Source organism: Psychromonas aquimarina ATCC BAA-1526, from assembly GCF_000428725.1.
Lineage (GTDB): Bacteria > Pseudomonadota > Gammaproteobacteria > Enterobacterales > Psychromonadaceae > Psychromonas > Psychromonas aquimarina.
Genome location: NZ_AUAM01000044.1, coordinates 1 through 19,851, shown reverse-complemented (window position 1 = coordinate 19,851; position 19,851 = coordinate 1). Strand labels below are relative to the sequence as shown.

Here is a 19,851-nt window from a genome sequence, read left to right as displayed (position 1 = left end):
GGTATACTCAGTGCAAAATTCCCCTTAACTTTACAGAAGATGAACATAAATTATGCAAGAATATATAGATTTTTTTTCCGCTAACCCGATGTTGTCAATTGCCTGGGTTGTTATTGCCGCTATGCTGGTGCACAGCTTAATAAAAGATAAATTATCCGGCGTAAAAAGTGTGACTACACAGGAAGCAACATTGATGATCAATAAGCAGGATGCACTTATTGTTGATGTTCGCTCTCAGGAAGATTACAAAAAAGGCCACATTGTTGACGCAAAAAATATAACTCTGTCACAAATTGAGCAAGGAAATTTCACAGGCATTGAAAATCATAAACAGAGCCCCATTATAGTCGTATGTGAATCAGGTACTCGTTCTGCAAGTGCTTGTGCAAAATTAGTTAAAGCGGGTTTTGTGCAGGTGAATAACTTAGTTTCAGGAATGAGCGGCTGGTCATCTGCAAACTTACCAACAACAAAGAAATAAAATATGGCCGATGTAATTATATATACAACCGAGTGGTGCCCATATTGTACTCGGGCAAAAAAGTTGCTGGATAATAAAAAAGTAAAGTACACAGAGATAAATGTCTCTAAACCTGCCGTTCGCGCAAAAATGGTTGCATTAACCGGAGGTACAACCGTGCCGCAGCTTTTGATTAACGATAAAGCGACGGGCGGCTGTGATGAACTTTATGCTCTGGAACGCAGCGGCAAACTTGATAAATTACTAGAGAAATAATTGTCTTACAGCGGTTATATCTAGATATAATATTTAAATAATTAAAATAAACTTTAAAGGATTACCATGTCTGAACAACAAGCTAAATCACAAGAAATCGAATTCAATATTCAACGCATCTATACTAAAGATATCTCTTTTGAATGCCCGAATTCTCCAACTATCTTTAAGAAAGAGTGGGCTCCGGAAGTATCAATGGATATTGATACTAAAAGCACTAAATTAGAAGACGGTGTATTTGAAGTTGTTTTATCTTTAACAGCAACTGCAAAAGTAGGCGAAGACGTTGCTTTCTTATGTGAAGTTCAACAAGCAGGTATCTTTACTGTTGGTCAGTTAGAAGGCGCGCAGATGGCTCACTGTCTGAATGCATTCTGTCCTAATATTCTTTTCCCGTATGCACGTGAAGCGGTATCCAGCCTGGTTACTCGCGGTACTTTCCCGCAGCTTAACCTTGCACCTGTTAACTTTGACGCACTGTTCCAGCAGGCATTAGTAAGCAAGCAGGCTGAAGCACAGAAACAGGCTGAAGCGGCTAAATTAGACTCTTAGTCTGAATTATAAAATAGGTATTTAAATGGCAGATAAAACAGCCATTACAGTCTTAGGGGCGGGGTCATATGGCTCCGCCCTTGCTGTATCTTTGGCACGTAATGGTCACCCGACCATCATCTGGGGACATGAGGCGGATCATATTGAACGCCTGCAGCAGGATCGTGAGAATAAAGAGTTTTTAGCAGGTGTACGTTTTCCTGAGTTATTAACTGCAGAAACTGATTTACAGATCTGCTTATCTTCAACCCGCAATATTCTACTGGTGGTTCCCAGCCATGTGTTTGCACTTGTTCTGCAGCAGATAAAACCCTTTTTAACACCTGAGCACCGCATTGCCTGGGCTACCAAAGGTCTGGAAGCAGAAACCGGGCGTTTACTGCAGGAAGTTGCTGTTGATGTGTTAGGGGATGCTTATCCGTTAGTTGTACTTTCTGGGCCGACATTTGCAATGGAGGTTGCCAAGGGCTTGCCTACCGCAGTTGCCGTCGCTGGAACGCAGAAGCAGTTTACTCAGGATATCGCCGAGTTATTCCATAATGAAAGTAATTTCAGAACTTATATCTCAGATGATTTTACCGCTGTACAGTTAGGCGGTGCGGTTAAAAATGTGATTGCAATCGGTGCCGGTTTAGGTGACGGTTTAGGTTTCGGCGCAAATGCACGTACTGCACTTATTACCCGCGGTTTGGTTGAGTTAACACGTTTAGGTGCTGCACTGGGAGCGAAAGAGTCTTCATTTATGGGCATGGCCGGTCTGGGTGATCTTGTGCTTACCTGTACCGATAATCAGTCTCGTAATCGACGTTTTGGTCTGGCTTTAGGTCAAGGCAAGGGGATCGATGAAGCACAGGTTGAAATCGGCCAGGTGGTCGAAGGTTACCGCAACACTGAAGAGGTTTATAACCTCGCCAAGCGTGTCGGTATTGAAATGCCTATCTGCGAACAAATTTATTACGTACTGTATCAGGGAAAGAGCGTAAAAGAAGCCGCTATGGATCTGCTCTCCCGGAGTAAGAAAGGCGAATAATCAGCCGCTCTGCTGTTAAATAAACAGGTCTAGTGAATGTAAAGCCGCGCAAATGTTTTTGAGCGGCTTTTTTATTGCCTGCCAGTTCGTAGGCACTCTTTTCTTTGTATATCTACAGTCGCTGGAGTACCTGTCTACAGTGAATTCCTGCCTTAATGCTACTTATATTTGTCTTTTATTTAGCTTAAATGACCGCTTGTTTTGGCCCCCGCCGCTCATACTTAGAGGTATCAGAAATAGTTTCTTTCGTTTCTTTACTGAGTCGGAAGAGTTTGCTGTACGGATACCCGGTAACAGGCAAAGTTCCTGCTTAACAGTTGATAATTAAGGAGAAGGAAGATGAAATCATTATTAATAAAATCAGTACTGGCGATCCTTCTGCTGACTGTTTCATCGAGCAGTGCGCTTGCCGGCAGTAATCCTAAAGGTAAACCCTTTGTTGCTATTCAGGATCAGATTGTTGTTGTGGAGGGGGCGATCAGTTCGCTGGAAGAACAAGTCGAACTGCTAGTTGCTAAGGTTGATACGATAGAAGAGCGTGTTGGTGCTAATGAAGTTGCCATTACTGCGTTGGAAAATCAGAATATGGCGTTAGGTTTATTAGTTGAGCAGAATATTAGTGACATCACTGAGATTTTTACAAGAATTGAGATGCTGGAATTTGATAACGTTACTCTTAAGGATGATATTTTAGCCAATGCTGGAAATATCGATTTGTTAGAGGCGCAGATTAGCGCTAATGATGCTGAAATATTGTCACTGCAGACAGCTGTTATGTTAGTCAATGACGACATGATCTCTCTCGAGCAGGGACTGCAGGAGCAGATTGATAACAACTCAGATTTAATTGCTCTGTTAGAGGCAGAAACAGTCAGTATTAATGCGCTGCTTTTGTTAAAGCAGAATATCATTAACGGTTCATGCCCGGCTGGATTTGCTGTTTCAGAGATTCAGGAAGACGGTTCATTAGTGTGCAGTAATGTCGGCACAGGCAGTGGTTATTATCTGCATGCAACCACAGTACTTAAGAACTCAGCTGTTGTTAAGCCTGGTGCTACAGTTAAGGCTGGAACTAAATGCCATAGCGGTTATGCTGTGACCGGAGGTGGATTTTCCAGTGCAGGTAATTTTTTAATCACGGATCTGCATTACGGGGCAAACGATGTATCAGTGACTGCAAGAAATACCAGTAAGTATAAAAGTTCTTTTGTAATGGAAGCCAGGTGCACAATCATTAAACAGAGTGCGGAGCATAAATGATGAATCTGCTGTAAAAAAGGCTTCTGTTAAGAAGCCTTTTATTTTGTTCTGCCGGTTTATCTTAGGCTTCCTGCAGAATATTGAGCATACGGCGCAGCGGCTCAGCAGCGCCCCATAACAGCTGATCACCAACGGTAAATGCGCTGATATATTCAGGGCCCATTGCCAGCTTACGAATACGGCCGACCGGTACACTTAATGTGCCGGTAACTTTTGCTGGAGAAAGCTCCTGCACCGTGATATCGCGCTCATTAGGAATAACTTTAACCCACTCGTTATGTGAAGCTAAGATATTTTCAATTTCAGCAACTGAAACATCTTTTTTCAGTTTCATGGTGATCGCCTGGCTGTGACAGCGCATGGCACCGATTCGTACACATAAACCGTCAATAGGCGTCTGATTATCACTTGTACCTAAAATTTTGTTTGCTTCAACCTGTGCTTTCCATTCTTCTTTGCTTTGTCCGGAAGGCATAGGCACATCGATCCACGGGATCAGGCTGCCGGCTAAAGGTGCGCCGAACTGCTCAGTCGGCAGTGCATCACTGCGAATGTGCTCTGCAACCTGCTGATCAATTTCCAGGATCGCAGAAGCCGGATCAGCTAGTTTGTCGCTGACAAGATCATGAATTGATCCCATCTGGCTGATCAGCTCGCGCATGTTACGCGCACCGGCTCCAGACGCCGCCTGATAAGTATGCGGTGTTACCCACTCGACTAGATCCTGTTCAAACAGGCCGCCCAGTGCGATTAATAATAACGAAACCGTACAGTTACCACCGACATAAGTTTTAATGCCGTCAGTTAAACCTTGTTTAATTACATCTTTATTAACCGGATCTAATACGATAATGCTGTCGTCTTTCATACGTAATGAAGAAGCCGCATCAATCCAGTAACCATCCCAGCCGGATGCACGCAGTTTAGGGTAAACTTCGTTGGTGTAGTCACCGCCCTGACAGGTTAAAATAATATCCATTTTTGCCAGCGCTTCTATTTCGAAGGCATCTTTTAATGTATCGGTTGGTTTCCCTATTTCCGGTGAAGCAAGGCCTACTTGTGAGGTGGTGAAAAACACAGGCTCAATCGTTGCAAAATCATTCTCATCACGCATTCTTTGCATAAGCACAGAGCCAACCATACCGCGCCAACCAACTAAACCAACTTTTTTCATTTTCCGACCTTCCTTAATTTTTAAAAAGATAAAAGAGTATTCGGTTAATGATTAACCGAATTACGAATTTACCACTATCGGGTTTGTTATGGCTAGTAATTTGACGGTTGTAGATGAATAAATAAGCCGATATGTTTTAAATTTGAGAAAATAAGGCTGAATTCCTGCATAACTATGCAGGAATTCCATAATTTTATTAATCGTAGATAGTTGGAATAGGCAGACGTTTATGCTGCGTGCGTAGATAAATTGCAATTAACTTCTCTTCAATCTCCTGACTGACGTTTTTTCCTTCTAAAAAATCATCAATCTGATCGTAAGTCATGCCTAAAGCGATTTCATCTTCAAGCTGCGGCTGGTGCTCTTCTAAGTCTGCCGTCGGGGCTTTTTCAACTAATAAAGCCGGCGCGCCTAAATGTCCGGCTAATGCGCGAACCTGGCGTTTATTTAAGCCGAATAACGGTGCTAAATCGCAGGCGCCGTCACCATGTTTAGTATAAAAACCGGTGATATTCTCGGCACTATGATCTGTGCCCACTACTAACCCACCGGTTAAGCCGGCAATTTCATACTGTGCAATCATACGCATGCGTGCTTTTACATTGCCTTTTACAAAGTCGATTTTAGATTTGTCAGAAACGGCCAGGTCTGAATCCTGCAGTGCGGCTAAGGTGCTTTCATGTATGCCGTCCGCGCCGTTCTGGACATTAACGCAAACCGAATGAGAAGGCTGGATAAACTCTAATGCTAATTGCGCTTCATGTTCATCTTTTTGCACTGCGTAGGGTAAGCGCATTGCAATAAACTGATACTCTTTGCTTTTTTCTGTCTGGTTAAGCTGCTCAACAGCTAACTGGCATAAACGTCCCGCAGTGCTTGAATCAACACCGCCACTGATGCCTAAAACTAATGTTCTGCAATGAGCCTGTTGTAATTTTCCTTTAATGAAATCAATACGTCTCTGGATTTCATCTTCGATGTTTATGCTTGGTAAAACACGCATCTCTTGTAATATTTTTTGTTTCATGCACAGGCCTATATTGCGGATTAAAAATTCTGTAGTGAAGATTATGGTGAATATCTGTGCTCTTTTATAGAGAAATTTAAACTTTAATGGTTAAATTTTTAATATTTGTGTGAATTATTTAATCGAAAAAGGTCCGCCTGCTTAATTTCTTATTCGTTCCTGCTGAAAAATCCGCTAAAATATGACCTTATTTTTATTCTATTTTGGAGCTCCAATTATGTCTCTTAGTGTTGTTATTCTTGCTGCCGGTAAAGGTACGCGAATGTGCTCTCGTCTTCCGAAAGTGCTTCATAAAATTGCCGATAAACCTATGGTGCAGCATGTTATCGATACTGTTAAAGGCATCGGTTCTGAAAATATCCATCTGATATACGGTCATGGCGGTGATCAGATGAAAGAACAGATCACAGAGCGCCGTTTGAACTGGATTAAACAGTCTGAGCAGTTAGGGACCGGTCATGCGATGCAGATGGCGCAGCCGCATTTTAGAGAAACTGAAAAAATCCTGATTGTATATGGCGATGTGCCGCTGCTTTCAGCAAAAACGCTGCAGAACCTGATTGATGTGCAGCCGGAAGGCGGTATTGGTCTGTTAACGATTAAACTTGATGATCCGACTGGTTACGGCCGTATTGAGCGTGTTGACGGTGATGTTGTTGGTATTGTTGAGCAGAAAGATGCGACTCAGAACCAGCTGAATATTAAAGAAGTGAATACCGGCATATTAGTTGCCAGCTCCCGTGATCTACGCCGCTGGCTGCCTGCCTTACGTAATGATAATGCTGCTGGTGAATTTTACCTTACCGATATTATTAAAATGGCTCACCAGGAAGGACGTATTATTAATGCTGTTCACCCGGAAGACAGCTTTGAAGTTGAAGGTGTAAATAACCGTTTACAGTTATCTAACTTAGAACGCACTTACCAGCTGAAAAAAGCTGAACAGCTATTATTACGTGGTGTGATGCTCCGGGATCCGGCCCGTTTTGATCTGCGTGGTGAGCTTACCTGCGGTCAGGATGTTGATATTGACGTTAATGTTATTATCAAAGGTAATGTGAATTTAGGTGACGGTGTAGTTATCGGTCCGAACTGTATACTGGATAATTGTGATATTGAAAATAATGTAGTTATTCAGGCTAATTCGATTATCGAGGGAAGCCGTGTCGGTGATAATGCAACGATCGGTCCCTTTGCACGTATTCGACCTGATACCGTGATTGAAAAAGAGGTGCATGTCGGAAACTTTGTGGAAATTAAAAAATCGACATTGGGCAACGGTACTAAATGTGGTCATTTAAGCTATATCGGTGACAGTACGGTTGGACGTAATGTTAATATCGGTGCCGGTGTGATCACCTGTAATTATGACGGCGCGAATAAATTCCAGACTAAAATTGGAAATGATGTATTTGTCGGCTCTGACTGTCAGCTGATTGCGCCTGTAACGGTTGCTAACGGCGCAACAACGGCTGCCGGTACTACAGTTGTAAATGATGTGCCGGAAAATGCATTAGCGGTTGCGCGTGCTAAGCAGCGTAATATCAATAACTGGAAACGTCCGGTTAAGAAATAAATTTCAGCTGTTTTATCTGGGGGTATATTACCCCCTGTTTCCTTTCTGACATATTTTCTTCTTCTCCAGCCTTCCATCTTATTTAGATCCTAGCCGCTGTATTATTACTGTTTATTTATGTTAAGAGTTTTTGTCTAAGTGAACTTATCTGCGGGCACAAAAAAGGGCGCTGAAAAGCACCCTTAATTTATAAACCAAAATTAATTAGTTCTTTTTAATTTTTAACTGACGTTTGCAGACATAAACATTTTCAAGATGTTTTAATGTATCAGCCGGCATACCTTTCGGTAATTCAATTGTTGAATGATCATCACTCAGCTTGATATCACCGATAAAGCGGCTGTTGATATCTGCTTCGTTAGCAATTGCGCCTACGATGTTTTTAACTTGTACACCGTGTGAACGACCAACATCTAAACGGTAGGTTTCTAGTTCAACATCTGTAGGGCGTCCGCGTCCGCGAGGTTTATCACCGCCGCGCTCGGCACGATCACGTCCTCGGTCGCCGCGGCGATCACCACGGTCACGACCGCGCCCGTTACGATCTCCACGATCAAAACGATCATTTGAACGAGGCTCTACAAATTTTTCTTCAACCGGCTGCAGTGGTTTATCTTTCTGCGCCATGTATAAAAGAGCTGCAACTAAATCTATCTCTTCAAGCTCACTGTTATTTTCAATCTGTTCGAATAAAGTACGGTAGAAAGTAAGATCTTCGCTTTCACACACAGCCGCAACTTGTGCTTCAAAGTTAGAGATACGTGTTTTAGTCACTTCATCACGAGTCGGCAGATCCATGATGGTGATTTCCTGGCGAGTAGCACGTTCAATTGCTTTTAATAAACGACGCTCACGCGGTGCTGCAAACAGGATTGCTTTACCTTTACGTCCGGCACGACCAGTACGGCCGATACGGTGAACATAAGACTCTGTATCAGTCGGGATATCGTAGTTAACAACCAGGCTTAAACGTTCAACGTCAAGACCACGTGCCGCAACGTCAGTTGCAACAAGAATATCTAAACCGCCGGATTTTAGACGCGCAATAGTACGTTCACGAGTCTGCTGGTTCATATCGCCGTTTAACGCCGCACTGCGGTAGCCGCGGGCTTCTAATTTTTCAGCTAGTTCAACAGTGGCTGTTTTAGTACGGGCAAAGATGATTACGCCGTCAAACTCTTCTGTTTCAAGCATACGTGTTAGTGCGTCTAGTTTATTAACACCACGTACAATCCAGCATTTCTGTTCGATATTTTCAACTGTTGAAGTTTTAGCTTTAATTTTAACTTCAGTCGGCTTGTTCATGTAACGTTTAGTAATACGTTTGATCTGATCCGGCATAGTTGCAGAGAAAAGCGCTGTTTGACGCGTTTCCGGCATATCTTTCATGATCGTTTCAACATCGTCAATGAAACCCATACGCAGCATTTCATCAGCTTCATCCAGTACTAATGCCTGAAGGTTTGAAAGATCTAATGTTTTACGTTTCAGGTGATCCATAATACGGCCAGGAGTACCAACTACTACTTGTGGTCCGCGGCGTAACTGTTTGAACTGAATATCGTAGCTTTGGCCGCCGTAAATAGGTAATACATGGAAGCCGCGCAGGTGACGTGCGTAAGTCTGGAATGCTTCGGCAACCTGGATTGCTAGTTCACGTGTTGGTGCAAGTACTAGTACCTGCGGATGATTTGCAGAGATATCGATATTTGCAAGTAATGGTAGTGCGAATGCTGCTGTTTTACCTGTACCCGTCTGCGCTAGACCTAGGACATCTTCGCCGTTTAAAAGGTGCGGGATACATTGTTCCTGGATTGGAGAAGGTGTTTCATAACCTAATTCTGAAACAACCTTAAGAATTGATTCCGGCAGGTTTAGATCTGAAAAGGTAATTGTTTGTTGTTCTGTATTTTTTGACTCTGACATAGCGGCCTCATGAGTTCGGTTTAAATCGTATTTAACTTGTTACTTAAATACACTAAATTCAGCCTATACCTACGTCACCTCAATAATTTCAATAATCTACTGAAACCATCTATTAATTCTCGCGTTATATACCGCGTAGCAGGTTTAATCTGAATATTTCGCATCTGTTAAAGGACGAACCTTTTGCGAGGGGGCGCATTCTACTCGAACTGCTCAGAAAATGCCCGTGTTATTTTTGATGTCTCGCTCAAAATTATAAAAAAAAGACGTTTCTCGTCGAATTTTGGAATAAAAGACTTGCTAAACACTTTTTCATGCATCTTGTAATTGTTTTTAGAGATGTGACTTTGATTATTAAAGTGCTTGATGCCGCCGCGTCACTTGTACGGGGATTGACTGCTTGTGTGAGTTCAGCTTTTTTTAAGCTAATAGCGGACTTAATAGAGCAAGTATTTCTGATGGACTGCCTGCTTATTAAATTTTAATGCCTGCATTATTTAGGGGGCGTAGAAGAGGGGAGGGGGACTAACTATTGAACTCACATTATTGTAATAGATGTTTTATGGATAACTCTTTTTAGTAACTAAGGAATATTACTATGGTGAATATGCAGAAAGCGCTGCAGGTTTGGATTCAAATGCCTGCTAGCTTTATTCGTCGTCTGGGGTTGCTGAGTAAAAGTAATAACCCCTGGAACAAAGCCTTTATAAAACAATTGAAACGCGCAAAATCCCTGGGCGTTGATGCAGTTATTTTGCCTGTCAGCTGGCGGGTTGTTGAACCATACGGCCCTAATAGTGCAGATCAGGCAAGTAACTGGGAAAGTTATCGTAGAGTGATCGATATCTGTATTAGCCAGGGCCTGAAAGTTATTCCAGAGTTCCATTTTGCGGCAACAGGCTTAAACGATTCAAGCCTGTTAAACCTGCTGCCGGACTGGTTGTGGGGACTATTAGTTAACGAGTTGTCAGATGATGCGGCTGAAAGCATTAAGTATATTGACAGTTACGGGCAGGATAGTTTTGCCGCAACATCGTTATGGAGCGATCACCTGCTTCTCCCCTATTTCGAACGCTTATTATCTGGTTTTCAGCGTAATTTTTCAGATCTGTCTGAACATATTCCGCATATCAATTTAGGTGCCGGTCCCGAAGGTGAGCTGCGTTATCCATTTTTAGGTTTTTATAGTGAAGGGCCGGACTTTCTGCAGCTGCCTTGTTTTAGTGCGGCGGCTAAAGCGGATTTTAAGCACTATATCGAGCAGCTGGTGAGCAGTGAACCTGTCCTTAAGCAGCAGGGCTTATATCAGCAGTTAATGAGTGATGATTTCTTTGATCGGCAGCTGAATTATTTACAACATCTGCACCAGGACATCGATAACGGGAGTGAAGCTTTTAACTACTTTCTTCGCTGGTATCATAAGAGTCTTATGGACCATGGTCAGCGCTTACTTGCACTGGCCGATAAAGTATTTAACAAGCAGTGGCAGAAAACCACCCTGGGTTTACGTTTTGCTCTGCATTTACCAGATCTTAAAAACAGCACTGAAATTGCGGAATTAGTGTCAGGGTTATCCCCGCAGTTATGTGCCGATCAGGAGACACAAAAAAATAACTGGCGGCAGAGCTTTTCTCGTTTACTCAACGGTACCTGGAAGTCTCGAACTCGTCTGCTTATCTGCGGGCTGGATGAATCAACTCAGCAGAATCATTGTGCACTTATCTCGGCAGCTGAAGATCTTAATCTTCAGCTTATTACTGGGAACAGCCAGCAGGTGAAGCTGAATCAGCACACTGAATGGGATAATTTATTAGAAAGGGTTATGGAGCAGGATACTTTCTGCGGCTGGATCCTGCGGGATCTGGATATTTTGAATGAGGATGACGGTATCGGCTGTGCTCGACTGCGTCAGTTTGGGCAGTTGAAATATGCGCAGGGACAGTACCAGGGGGCTGCGCGTAAGTCTTTCCGGGTAATGGCGCCCCTGCACTTAAAAGTCGCCAGTCAAAAGCAGCTGCTTGATGAGGAAAACTGGCTTCTTTTTGAGCAGGAGCTCAAGGCTCTGCGTGAAGCCGGCGTTAGTGCTGTTTCCACAGATCTATGGTGGGGGCTTATTGAGGGACGTCATCCTGGTGAATTTGACTGGAGTTATTATGATCGTCTGGTTGAGGTGCTTGACAGCAATAATATGCACTGGGTGCCCATTTTGTCCTTTCACCAGGCAGGAGGAAATGTGAATGACGATTTTAACCAGACCATTCCTCTGTGGTTATGGGGGAAATTACTGGAACAGCATCGCGATATTGAATCCGTTCGTGATCTGCAGTATGTCAGTGAAACGGGCGATGCTTCAATGGAGTATGTTTCACTGTGGGCCGATCCCTATGTATTACCTTATTATTTAGCTTTTGTGCAGGCATTCCGAGATCACTATCGCGGCCAGGCGCATCTGATTGATGAAATAAATATAAGTATGGGGCCGGCAGGAGAGCTGCGTTACCCAAGCTACAATGCACATGACTGGGGGGATTACCCTAATCGAGGCACTCTGCAGTGTTACAGTCCGCTTGCACAGCGTGACTGGTGTGTTTATTTAAGTAATAAATTCGGCACTATTGGCGCATTAAATTATACCTTTGGTACTCAGCATCGCAGTTTTGATGAGATCACTATGCCGAGCGCCGATAGTTTATTTGAAAATAAAAAATATATTTATAGTGCCTGGGCAAGGGAGCTGCTGACCTGGTACAACGCAAAGCTGGTACAGCATGGACGGGATGTGCTTGAGGGGGTCTTGAAGCTGTTTACTGACAGTGATTATATGAATGTCCCCATAGGCATTAAAATACCGGGTATTCACTGGGAAATAAGCGATCCTAAAATGCCGCGGGCGGCAGAAATATCTGCCGGGTTAATTCGTGTTCATCCGAATCTTAATCAGAAAAATGCGGGTGAATATGTGCAGTTACTCAAAGGAATTATTCCTGAACAATATCTATCCCGAGTGGTTGTTCACTTTACTTGTCTGGAGATGGTAAACAAAGATCATGAGGGCTATTCTCGAGCTGAAGATCTGGTTAACTGGATGGCAGATGCCGCTCACGAGGTCGGAGTCGAGTTAATGGGAGAGAATGCACTGGCTGGTGAACTTTATGGAAAACAGGGCTGGCAGCAGATGGAGCGAGCGTTGACCCGTAATCCGGGATACGGCGGGATCACCCTGTTACGCATGCAGAACTTTTTTGATGAAAGCAGGCTTCCTCTGGAAAAGCTTAAATCTCTGGTAAACCGCTCTATTTAGTGTGTGCAGTAAAGGAGAGTGTATTTACTGTGCACTCTCCTTATTCTAAGTGCGGTATTATCACAGCTCTTAGCTTGAAAGCTTATTTATAGAAAGAGTGATCGCCGCTTTGATGTTCCGTAACATCACGAACAGCATTTAATTCGCCGGAGAACTCTTCCAGCAGCTCTTTTTCAATGCCTTCTTTTAAAGTTAAATCAACTTGAGAGCAGCCGTTACAACCGCCGCCGAATTCAATGACTGCTACATTATCTTCAGTAATTTCAATTAGCTTGATAAAGCCGCCGTGACTTGCCAGCTGCGGGTTTACCTGCACTTGAATAACATATTCAACACGCTCCATTAACGGAGCATCATCTTTTACTTTGCGCATTTTAGCATTAGGCGCTTTCAGCGTTAACTGTGTGCCGGTTTCTTCTTCAACTAGATCCACAAAGGCGTCTTCTAAAAACGGCAGGCTGACATCGTCAACTAAGGCATCAAACCCGTCAAAGTTTAAACGAGTATCACTTCCTTCAACGGCTTCCGGCGGACAGTAAGAAACGCCGCACTCTGCTTTGGGTGTACCTGGGTTGATAACAAACACACGAATGTTTGTACCTTCTTTTTGTGGTTCAAGTAGCTTTTTAAAATGTGCTTGTGCAGCAGGAGTGATTTCAATCATTGTTAAACCTTAATCTTGAGTCATTTACTCAGGCATTATAACCAGCATTGCCCTTAAGAACAAAGCAAAGAGTCGTGATTATTTTAACCTGTCAGAGAACTACTGATGATAGTGAAAATAATTTTAAATGGAAGCTTGTTTATCTGCTGTTAATTTTTGTACCGGCAGTGCCGTTCTGCATATGCACCAGATATCAATGCGCCGTACACCCGCCTGTAGTAATATCCTGCATAAACTGTTTACCGTTGCACCCGTTGTAACAACATCATCAATGATAACAAGGTGGGTGCCGGCAAGTTTATCCCGCTGTTTCTGTTTGAGTGAAAAGGCATTATTTAAATTCTGCTTTCTTTTTTTGAGAGACAGGCCTTCCTGTACAGATGTATTTTTATGACGCTCGACAGCATCAAACAGCTGCGGGATACCGAGTTGTCTAGATGTGACTTGGGCAATAATCTCTGCCTGATTAAAGCCGCGTTTTTTATGTTTCTTTCTGTGCAGTGGAATAGCTAATAGATAATCAACGTCGGCTATTGTCTGTAAATCTACATTACTGCTGATCGATGAAGTTAATAGCTCCCCTAATAGTTCTCCGCTAATCAATTGTTTTTTATATTTTAATTTCTTAATTAACGATGAATAGGGGCTTTGATAATCGGCAAGTGCATGCAGTTGTGTAAACAGGTGTGTCTGCTGCAGGCAGTCGCCGCAAAAATCTTGTGTTTTAACTAGGCGTAAGCCGCATTTACGGCAGCATGGCCTCTTTATATCTAGTGCATTTTGGCAATATGTGCAGATAAGTTTATCATTGCTGGATAAATGACATAACAAGCATTGAGCAGGTAGAAGCTGCTCAATAAATTTCCCGGATTTTTGTTTTATAAAATTTAAAACTGAATTCAAATGCGTCTGCCTGATTAAAGAGAGGAACTGTGAGTATAGAACAAACTGTATATTGCCGGGTGACCGGTGAAGGTAAAGATCTGGTACTGCTGCACGGCTGGGGAGTGAATTCTGTTGTATGGGAGCCGGTTGTTGAGCTGTTAAGTCAACATTTTCGTTTACACCTGGTTGATTTACCCGGATTTGGACGAAGTGCACCTTTACAAGAATACAGCCTGCAGACAATTGTTGATGCTGTTCTGCAGGTGGTCCCGGATTCTGCGGTTTGGTGCGGCTGGTCATTAGGCGGGCTGACTGCTGCCTATGCCGGTCACAAATATCCGCAGAAAATCCAGAAATTAATTCTGGTTAGTGCTTCACCTAAGTTTGTCAGTGAAGAAAACTGGCCGGGAGTTGAATCTGCAGTTTTTAATAATTTTAAATCCGGTGTGGAAAACAACTGCGATAAAACCCTGGCTCGCTTTATCGGGCTTCAGGCAATGGGCTGTGTGAGTGCGCGTAAAGATACGGTTATGTTGAAAAAGCTGCTGGCTTCGAGTGAAAAAGCACAGTTAACGGCGCTTTTATCGGGCTTAGATCTGCTCAGTGAATGTGATTTAAGATCTGAATTCAGGCATATAAAGATACCATGCTTGTCGCTGTTTGGTCAGTTTGACAGCCTGGTTCCTGTGCAGACCAGTCGTGAAATGCTGCGTTTATTACCTGAATCTGAACAGAAAGTATTTGAAAATTCATCACATGCACCATTTGTCAGTGAGTCTGATGACTTCTGTACAGCAGTGATAAATTTTGCGTCTGATTAAAAATCGTACAAATCTTTTATTTATGTTAAGATAGTGCCATACTTTTTATAGAGCCTCTTCCTTTAAATAATGTAGTTAAGAAGGTGATTTATGGATGTTCGTTCTGCTTATAGTTCAGGTCTAACAGGTTTTCAAGATGCATCTGCGCAGCTGAGTAAGTCAAGCGCTCGGATAGCCCATGCGGGTATTGCAGAAAAAAGTATGACGGAAAATCCGCAGACACCGGAGAGTCGCTCTCCATCTGCTGAACGGGCATCCACCTCTCTAACGACTGAATTAATCAATTTAAAAGTTGCCGAATTACAGGCTAAAGCTTCTGCAAAAGTGATCAGCACTGCAGATGATATGTTAGGTACATTGATCGACACCAGCGTTTAAGATTATCATTTATGGTTAATATTAACGCTCATCTTCCCCCCGCCGTCGCAGCTGCGTTTCATCCGCCAACGGAAAGTCTGCAGCGTGATAATATAATCAAACCGGTAATCCCGAAAACTGAAATTATCTCCTCCTATACAAAATTACGCGAAGATGAAAGCCGAACGCAGTTTTCTGATCAGGCTCGCGGTATTCTGCAGAATGAAGAGGAGCAGAAAACAGATTCAGATGAGCAGCAGGAGTCATCTCCGCAGCGGAGGCGTTCACAGTTTTTTGCTCGAAGAAGTGAACTTTCGGGTTATGAAGCTGAAAATGGTGACGGGCAGTTGACGGGGATTAGCGATTTTAAGCTGGTAATGTCGGTTATTCAGGCGCGTTATAAAGATGCGGTGAGTCCATTGCCGGATCCGACCGTGTCCTATGCAATATAGTCGATAAGTCTGCAGTGCGGATAATTAGGAAAGTAAAAAATAGACTGAATCACACAGTGCGAGCTAAAAAAGGTTGTGCGATTCAATCGTTTTGTCTAAAAGGCTAATAAATCTTAGTGGCAGCTTCCGCAGCAGCCTTCAGGAGATTTTTCTTCTTTCTTTTCTTTGTGGCCGTGACCGCCGCAGCAGCTTTCGCCTTCAGCATGTTTACTTTTATCACCGCCGCAGCATTCATGTTCTTCCTGGTGGCTGTGACCGCCGCAGCTGCTGCCGGCTTGATGAATATGACCGTGTGCCAGCTCTTCTGCTGTGGCTTCACGTACACCAACAACTTCACCAACAAACTGTAATGCCATACCTGCAAGCGGGTGGTTGGCATCGATGCTGACAGTTTCGTCAGTTACTTCAGTAACTTCAACTGTACGTGGTCCCTGGTCTGTTTCTGCCTGGAATGACATACCAACTTCAATTTCATCAACACCTTCAAATAAAGAGCGCGGTACCTGCTGCACTAGCTCTTCCTGGAAAGGACCATATGCCTGCTCTGCTTCTAGTGTTACATCAAATTTATCACCGACTTCTTTACCGGCTAACTCGGCTTCTAATCCTGGAACTAAATAATGTGTTCCTTGAATATATTCAAGCGGGGCGCCGTTTTCTGTGCTGTCTAGTGCGTGACCATCAACTTCTGCAACACCAAAGTGGATTGAAACCACTAAATCATTTTCAATTTTCATTCTATTTCTCACTATATAATTTTGCTCAATCTGCAGCCGGATCAAAAACACCGATCATCTGTTCAAATTGACGCGTAGCTGCGGTTGCTTGTTTGGGTGTTTGAGTTTGTTTAAAACCACACTGCACACAATTTAGCGTTTCGACTGCATTTTCTAATGTCAATGCAACAGTGTCAAGCGCATTACATTTTGGACAGGCCGCACCTGCGATAAAGCGTTTTTTTGTTTTTGATAAAGCCATGGCAGTCATCTGTATAATTAATCATTTTCTAATGGTAACCAAATAATGTTTCATTACCAGCGGCTATAGCTCAAGTTTGCAAAGTCCGTTATTATCCACTCCTAATTTTTATACCTTATTATATTGAGAAGCCATATTTATGATTGTTGCCAGTAATATTGAATTTATACGCGGTGGTAAACCTTTGCTCGAAAATGCCAGTGCAGCAATCAACCCTCGGCAGAAGGTGGGCTTAGTCGGGGCAAACGGCTGCGGTAAGTCCAGTTTTTTCACTTTACTAAAGCAGGAAACTCATGTTGATGGTGGTGATTTAAGTATTCCTCATCACTGGCGGCTTGCCAGCGTTGCGCAGGAAACGCCTGCTTTAGATCAAAATGCGCTGCAGTATGTTATCGATGGTGATAAAGACTTTAGAATGCTGCAGGAAAAGCTTAGTGAAGCTGAGGCTGATAATGATGGTACTAAAATAGCTGAAATGCATATTCTTCTGGATAACGCTGGTGGTTATACCATTGAATCCCGGGCTGCTGAACTGCTCGCTGGCTTAGGGTTTTCAGAGCAGGCTCAAGGCCGCTCGGTCAGTGATTTTTCCGGCGGCTGGCGCATGCGCTTAAACTTAGCACAAGCACTCCTTTGTCCTTCGGATCTATTGTTACTCGATGAGCCGACCAACCACCTTGATTTAGATGCTGTTATCTGGTTAGAAAAATGGCTGCGCCAATATCCAGGAACACTGGTGCTTATATCGCATGACCGTGATTTTATTGATTCAATTGTGGATAAAATTATTCATATAGAGCAGAAACAGCTTCATGAATATACCGGCAATTACACCAGCTTTGAGCGCCAGCGTGCTGAAAAACTAGCGCAGCAGCAGGCCTCATTCGACAAACAGCAGAAACAGATGGCTCATATGCAGAGTTATATTGATCGCTTCCGTTATAAAGCCAGTAAAGCTAAACAGGCGCAAAGCCGTATTAAAGCACTGGAAAAGATGGAACAGCTGCTGCCGGCTCATATGGACAGCCAGTTCAGTTTCTCCTTTAGAGAGCCGGATGCATTACCTATGCCGCTGCTTACTTTAGAAAAAGTCAGTGCTGGTTACGATGATCTGTTAATTCTTGATAAAATCAAACTAAACCTTGTCCCCGGAAGTCGTATCGGTTTGTTAGGGCGAAATGGTGCGGGTAAATCAACTTTGATTAAGCTCCTGTCAAATCAGCTCCAGCCTTTCTCCGGCAAGTTGGAAATTAACCCGAATGCTAAAATCGGTTATTTTGCACAGCACCAGTTAGAATTCTTACGTTTAGATGAATCTCCCCTTGAGCACCTAGCGCGTTTGGCACCAGATGAAAAAGAACTGGTATTGCGGAACTTTCTAGGTAGTTTTGGTTTCCAGGGGGATAAAGCCTTAGAGAAAGTCGCTCCATTTTCCGGTGGAGAGAAGGCCCGCCTGGTTTTAGCATTATTAGTGTGGCAGAAACCCAATCTATTATTACTCGATGAGCCCACCAATCACCTGGATTTGGAAATGCGCCACGCATTAACCATGGCACTACAGGCGTTTGAAGGTGCGATGGTCGTAGTTTCGCATGATCGACATCTATTGCGTACTACCACAGATGATCTTTATTTAGTGCATGATCAGAAAGTTGAGCCTTTTGTTGGTGATTTAGATGATTATCACCGCTGGTTATCTGATCAGCAGCGAATTGAAAAGCAGCCTGAACAGGAAGTTGAAAAAATCAACTCGCCTAGTGTTAACCGCAAGGAACAAAAGCGCCTGGAAGCAGAATTTCGTAAAAAGTTAACACCTTATAAGAAACAGTTAACAAGCTCTGAAAAGTTAATGGATAAATTCACTCTGCAGCTTGAGGAGATTGAAAAGCAGCTGGCAGACTCTTCATTATATGAGCATTCTGAAAAAGCGCGTTTAACTGAACTGTTAAAAACACAGGGTGAGGTTAAAGAACAGCTTGAAGAAGCGGAAATGAACTGGATGGACGCACAAGAAATGATTGAAACAATGCAGACTGAGTTTGAGTCCCTGCTTTAGCCGCTTGAGTTTTAAATTCAGCTTGTTCATAATCATTTTCGGACAAACTACACCTATAAAGGAAAGATGATGAGTTTTGAAACTAATGAATATTTTGACGGCAATGTAAAATCAATTGCATTCCAAAGTGAAACATTACCTGCAACAGTCGGCGTAATGGAAGTTGGTGATTATACCTTCGGTACAGGTGCTAAAGAGTACATGACTGTAGTTAGTGGAAACCTGACAGTAAAATTACCCGGTGAAGCACAATGGAAAACAGTTAATGCAGGTGAAACATTCGAAGTTGAAGGCAATTCCAGCTTTGATGTAAAAGTTACAGTACAAACTGCTTATCTTTGCCTTTATGAAAAATAATGGTAGTTGTCGTGATTAGAAAGGAGCGAAAGCTCCTTTTTTTATAACTTATCGTTCTCAATCCTTCTGTTCAGTTAAGAAAGGCAACTGTTGTAACTATTGATAATAATCTTTCCAGCTAAAAAATAAGCGTAATTTAGCTGATAAATGCACGTCTTGTTTGTTAATTGCTCACTCGAACTTTGAATTTAAATAATTACAAATAAATGCTTGCCAACGTGATCGGAATCTCTATAATGCGCACCCACAGACACGGGATGCGGCGCGAGCTACTCACCAAGTCTAAAAACGAAAGAAGTTTGATTTGAAAGTTAAAACAAACTGTTGACATCGTTTTAAGGTTGCGTATTATATGCACCTCGCCGAAAGGCACGCTCTTTAACAATTTAATCAAACAATCTGTGTGGACACTTATTGTTGATGTGATTTCAAAAAAAATCAAAGACCTTACTTGTAAGGCAACATCAATACTTAGTGGCACACGAATTAATTCATTAATTCAGAATAACCAATCACTTCGGTGATTAGTTTTAGTCAGTAATATTGAGCTAGGTTCTCTTTTTCTCACGAAAAAGAAACCGCATTAAACTTTAAATTGAAGAGTTTGATCATGGCTCAGATTGAACGCTGGCGGCAGGCTTAACACATGCAAGTCGAACGGTAACAGAGGGTAGCTTGCTACTTTGCTGACGAGTGGCG

The 19,851-nt window shown here is 42.8% G+C and carries 19 protein-coding genes and 1 rRNA gene; 13 read left to right on the top strand and 7 right to left on the bottom strand.

Annotated features, from left to right (window positions below; translation table 11 throughout):
• Positions 1–52 precede the first annotated feature (52 nt).
• The 5 genes from G337_RS0115445 (at position 53) to G337_RS0115425 (ending at position 3,578) form a co-directional block, all read left to right on the top strand.
• The gene (locus G337_RS0115445; RefSeq protein ID WP_028864702.1) at positions 53–481 is read left to right on the top strand and encodes a rhodanese-like domain-containing protein; all 429 of its coding nucleotides are present in this window, start codon (positions 53–55) and stop codon (positions 479–481) included.
• A gap of 3 nt (positions 482–484) precedes the next feature.
• Complete coding sequence (gene grxC / locus G337_RS0115440) at positions 485–736, top strand: glutaredoxin 3 (protein WP_028864701.1); 252 nt, start codon at positions 485–487, stop codon at positions 734–736.
• 66 nt (positions 737–802) lie between these two features.
• Positions 803–1,288: a protein-export chaperone SecB gene (gene secB / locus G337_RS0115435; RefSeq protein ID WP_028864700.1), complete on the top strand. Its 486-nt coding sequence runs from the start codon at positions 803–805 to the stop codon at positions 1,286–1,288.
• Positions 1,289–1,313: 25 nt separating this feature from the next.
• Entirely contained in the window at positions 1,314–2,318 is a 1,005-nt protein-coding gene (gpsA, locus tag G337_RS0115430; protein ID WP_028864699.1) for an NAD(P)H-dependent glycerol-3-phosphate dehydrogenase, read from the top strand.
• A gap of 339 nt (positions 2,319–2,657) precedes the next feature.
• Positions 2,658–3,578 (top strand): hypothetical protein, encoded by a 921-nt coding sequence (locus tag G337_RS0115425; protein WP_028864698.1) that lies wholly within the window; start codon positions 2,658–2,660, stop codon positions 3,576–3,578.
• 61 nt (positions 3,579–3,639) lie between these two features.
• On the opposite strand, the gene asd is transcribed toward G337_RS0115425, so the two are convergent.
• Both asd and nadE read right to left on the bottom strand, forming a co-directional pair.
• Positions 3,640–4,752 (bottom strand): aspartate-semialdehyde dehydrogenase, encoded by a 1,113-nt coding sequence (gene asd, locus G337_RS0115420; RefSeq protein WP_028864697.1) that lies wholly within the window; start codon positions 4,750–4,752, stop codon positions 3,640–3,642.
• Positions 4,753–4,948: 196 nt separating this feature from the next.
• Positions 4,949–5,779, bottom strand: coding sequence for an ammonia-dependent NAD(+) synthetase (nadE, locus tag G337_RS0115415; protein WP_028864696.1), 831 nt, complete (start codon positions 5,777–5,779; stop codon positions 4,949–4,951).
• Positions 5,780–5,996: 217 nt separating this feature from the next.
• Between nadE and glmU the strand changes: the two genes are divergently transcribed.
• Positions 5,997–7,355: a bifunctional UDP-N-acetylglucosamine diphosphorylase/glucosamine-1-phosphate N-acetyltransferase GlmU gene (gene glmU, locus G337_RS0115410; protein WP_028864695.1), complete on the top strand. Its 1,359-nt coding sequence runs from the start codon at positions 5,997–5,999 to the stop codon at positions 7,353–7,355.
• A 204-nt stretch (positions 7,356–7,559) separates the two neighbouring features.
• Here the strand turns inward: glmU and G337_RS0115405 are convergent, their stop codons facing one another.
• A complete protein-coding gene (locus tag G337_RS0115405) occupies positions 7,560–9,281 on the bottom strand; it encodes a DEAD/DEAH box helicase (RefSeq protein ID WP_028864694.1) in 1,722 nt (573 codons plus the stop codon).
• 598 nt (positions 9,282–9,879) lie between these two features.
• On the opposite strand from G337_RS0115405, the gene G337_RS27790 reads away from it, so the two are divergent.
• A complete protein-coding gene (locus G337_RS27790) occupies positions 9,880–12,582 on the top strand; it encodes a family 14 glycosylhydrolase (RefSeq protein WP_051303282.1) in 2,703 nt (900 codons plus the stop codon).
• 82 nt (positions 12,583–12,664) lie between these two features.
• On the opposite strand, the gene nfuA is transcribed toward G337_RS27790, so the two are convergent.
• The gene (nfuA, locus tag G337_RS0115390; RefSeq protein WP_028864693.1) at positions 12,665–13,246 is read right to left on the bottom strand and encodes a Fe-S biogenesis protein NfuA; all 582 of its coding nucleotides are present in this window, start codon (positions 13,244–13,246) and stop codon (positions 12,665–12,667) included.
• 123 nt (positions 13,247–13,369) lie between these two features.
• Positions 13,370–14,149, bottom strand: coding sequence for a ComFC family protein (locus G337_RS0115385; RefSeq protein ID WP_245597668.1), 780 nt, complete (start codon positions 14,147–14,149; stop codon positions 13,370–13,372).
• 29 nt (positions 14,150–14,178) lie between these two features.
• On the opposite strand from G337_RS0115385, the gene bioH reads away from it, so the two are divergent.
• The 3 genes from bioH (at position 14,179) to G337_RS0115370 (ending at position 15,761) form a co-directional block, all read left to right on the top strand.
• Complete coding sequence (bioH, locus tag G337_RS0115380; RefSeq protein ID WP_028864691.1) at positions 14,179–14,952, top strand: pimeloyl-ACP methyl ester esterase BioH; 774 nt, start codon at positions 14,179–14,181, stop codon at positions 14,950–14,952.
• Positions 14,953–15,042: 90 nt separating this feature from the next.
• Positions 15,043–15,330, top strand: coding sequence for a hypothetical protein (locus G337_RS0115375; RefSeq protein ID WP_028864690.1), 288 nt, complete (start codon positions 15,043–15,045; stop codon positions 15,328–15,330).
• Positions 15,331–15,341: 11 nt separating this feature from the next.
• Positions 15,342–15,761, top strand: coding sequence for a hypothetical protein (locus tag G337_RS0115370; RefSeq protein WP_028864689.1), 420 nt, complete (start codon positions 15,342–15,344; stop codon positions 15,759–15,761).
• A 113-nt stretch (positions 15,762–15,874) separates the two neighbouring features.
• Here the strand turns inward: G337_RS0115370 and slyD are convergent, their stop codons facing one another.
• Together slyD and G337_RS0115360 are read right to left on the bottom strand one after the other, a co-directional pair.
• Positions 15,875–16,498, bottom strand: coding sequence for a peptidylprolyl isomerase (gene slyD, locus G337_RS0115365; RefSeq protein ID WP_028864688.1), 624 nt, complete (start codon positions 16,496–16,498; stop codon positions 15,875–15,877).
• Between the two features lie 25 nt (positions 16,499–16,523).
• Positions 16,524–16,739 (bottom strand): YheV family putative zinc ribbon protein, encoded by a 216-nt coding sequence (locus G337_RS0115360; RefSeq protein ID WP_028864687.1) that lies wholly within the window; start codon positions 16,737–16,739, stop codon positions 16,524–16,526.
• 139 nt (positions 16,740–16,878) lie between these two features.
• Between G337_RS0115360 and G337_RS0115355 the strand changes: the two genes are divergently transcribed.
• The 3 genes from G337_RS0115355 to G337_RS0115345 form a co-directional block, all read left to right on the top strand.
• Positions 16,879–18,795 carry an ABC transporter ATP-binding protein gene (locus G337_RS0115355; protein WP_028864686.1) on the top strand — a complete coding sequence of 639 codons (1,917 nt, stop codon included), beginning with the start codon at positions 16,879–16,881 and terminating at the stop codon, positions 18,793–18,795.
• Positions 18,796–18,864: 69 nt separating this feature from the next.
• Positions 18,865–19,152: a pyrimidine/purine nucleoside phosphorylase gene (gene ppnP / locus G337_RS0115350; RefSeq protein ID WP_028864685.1), complete on the top strand. Its 288-nt coding sequence runs from the start codon at positions 18,865–18,867 to the stop codon at positions 19,150–19,152.
• 592 nt (positions 19,153–19,744) lie between these two features.
• Positions 19,745–19,851: ribosomal RNA gene (locus G337_RS0115345) — 16S ribosomal RNA — on the top strand; the annotation flags it as partial.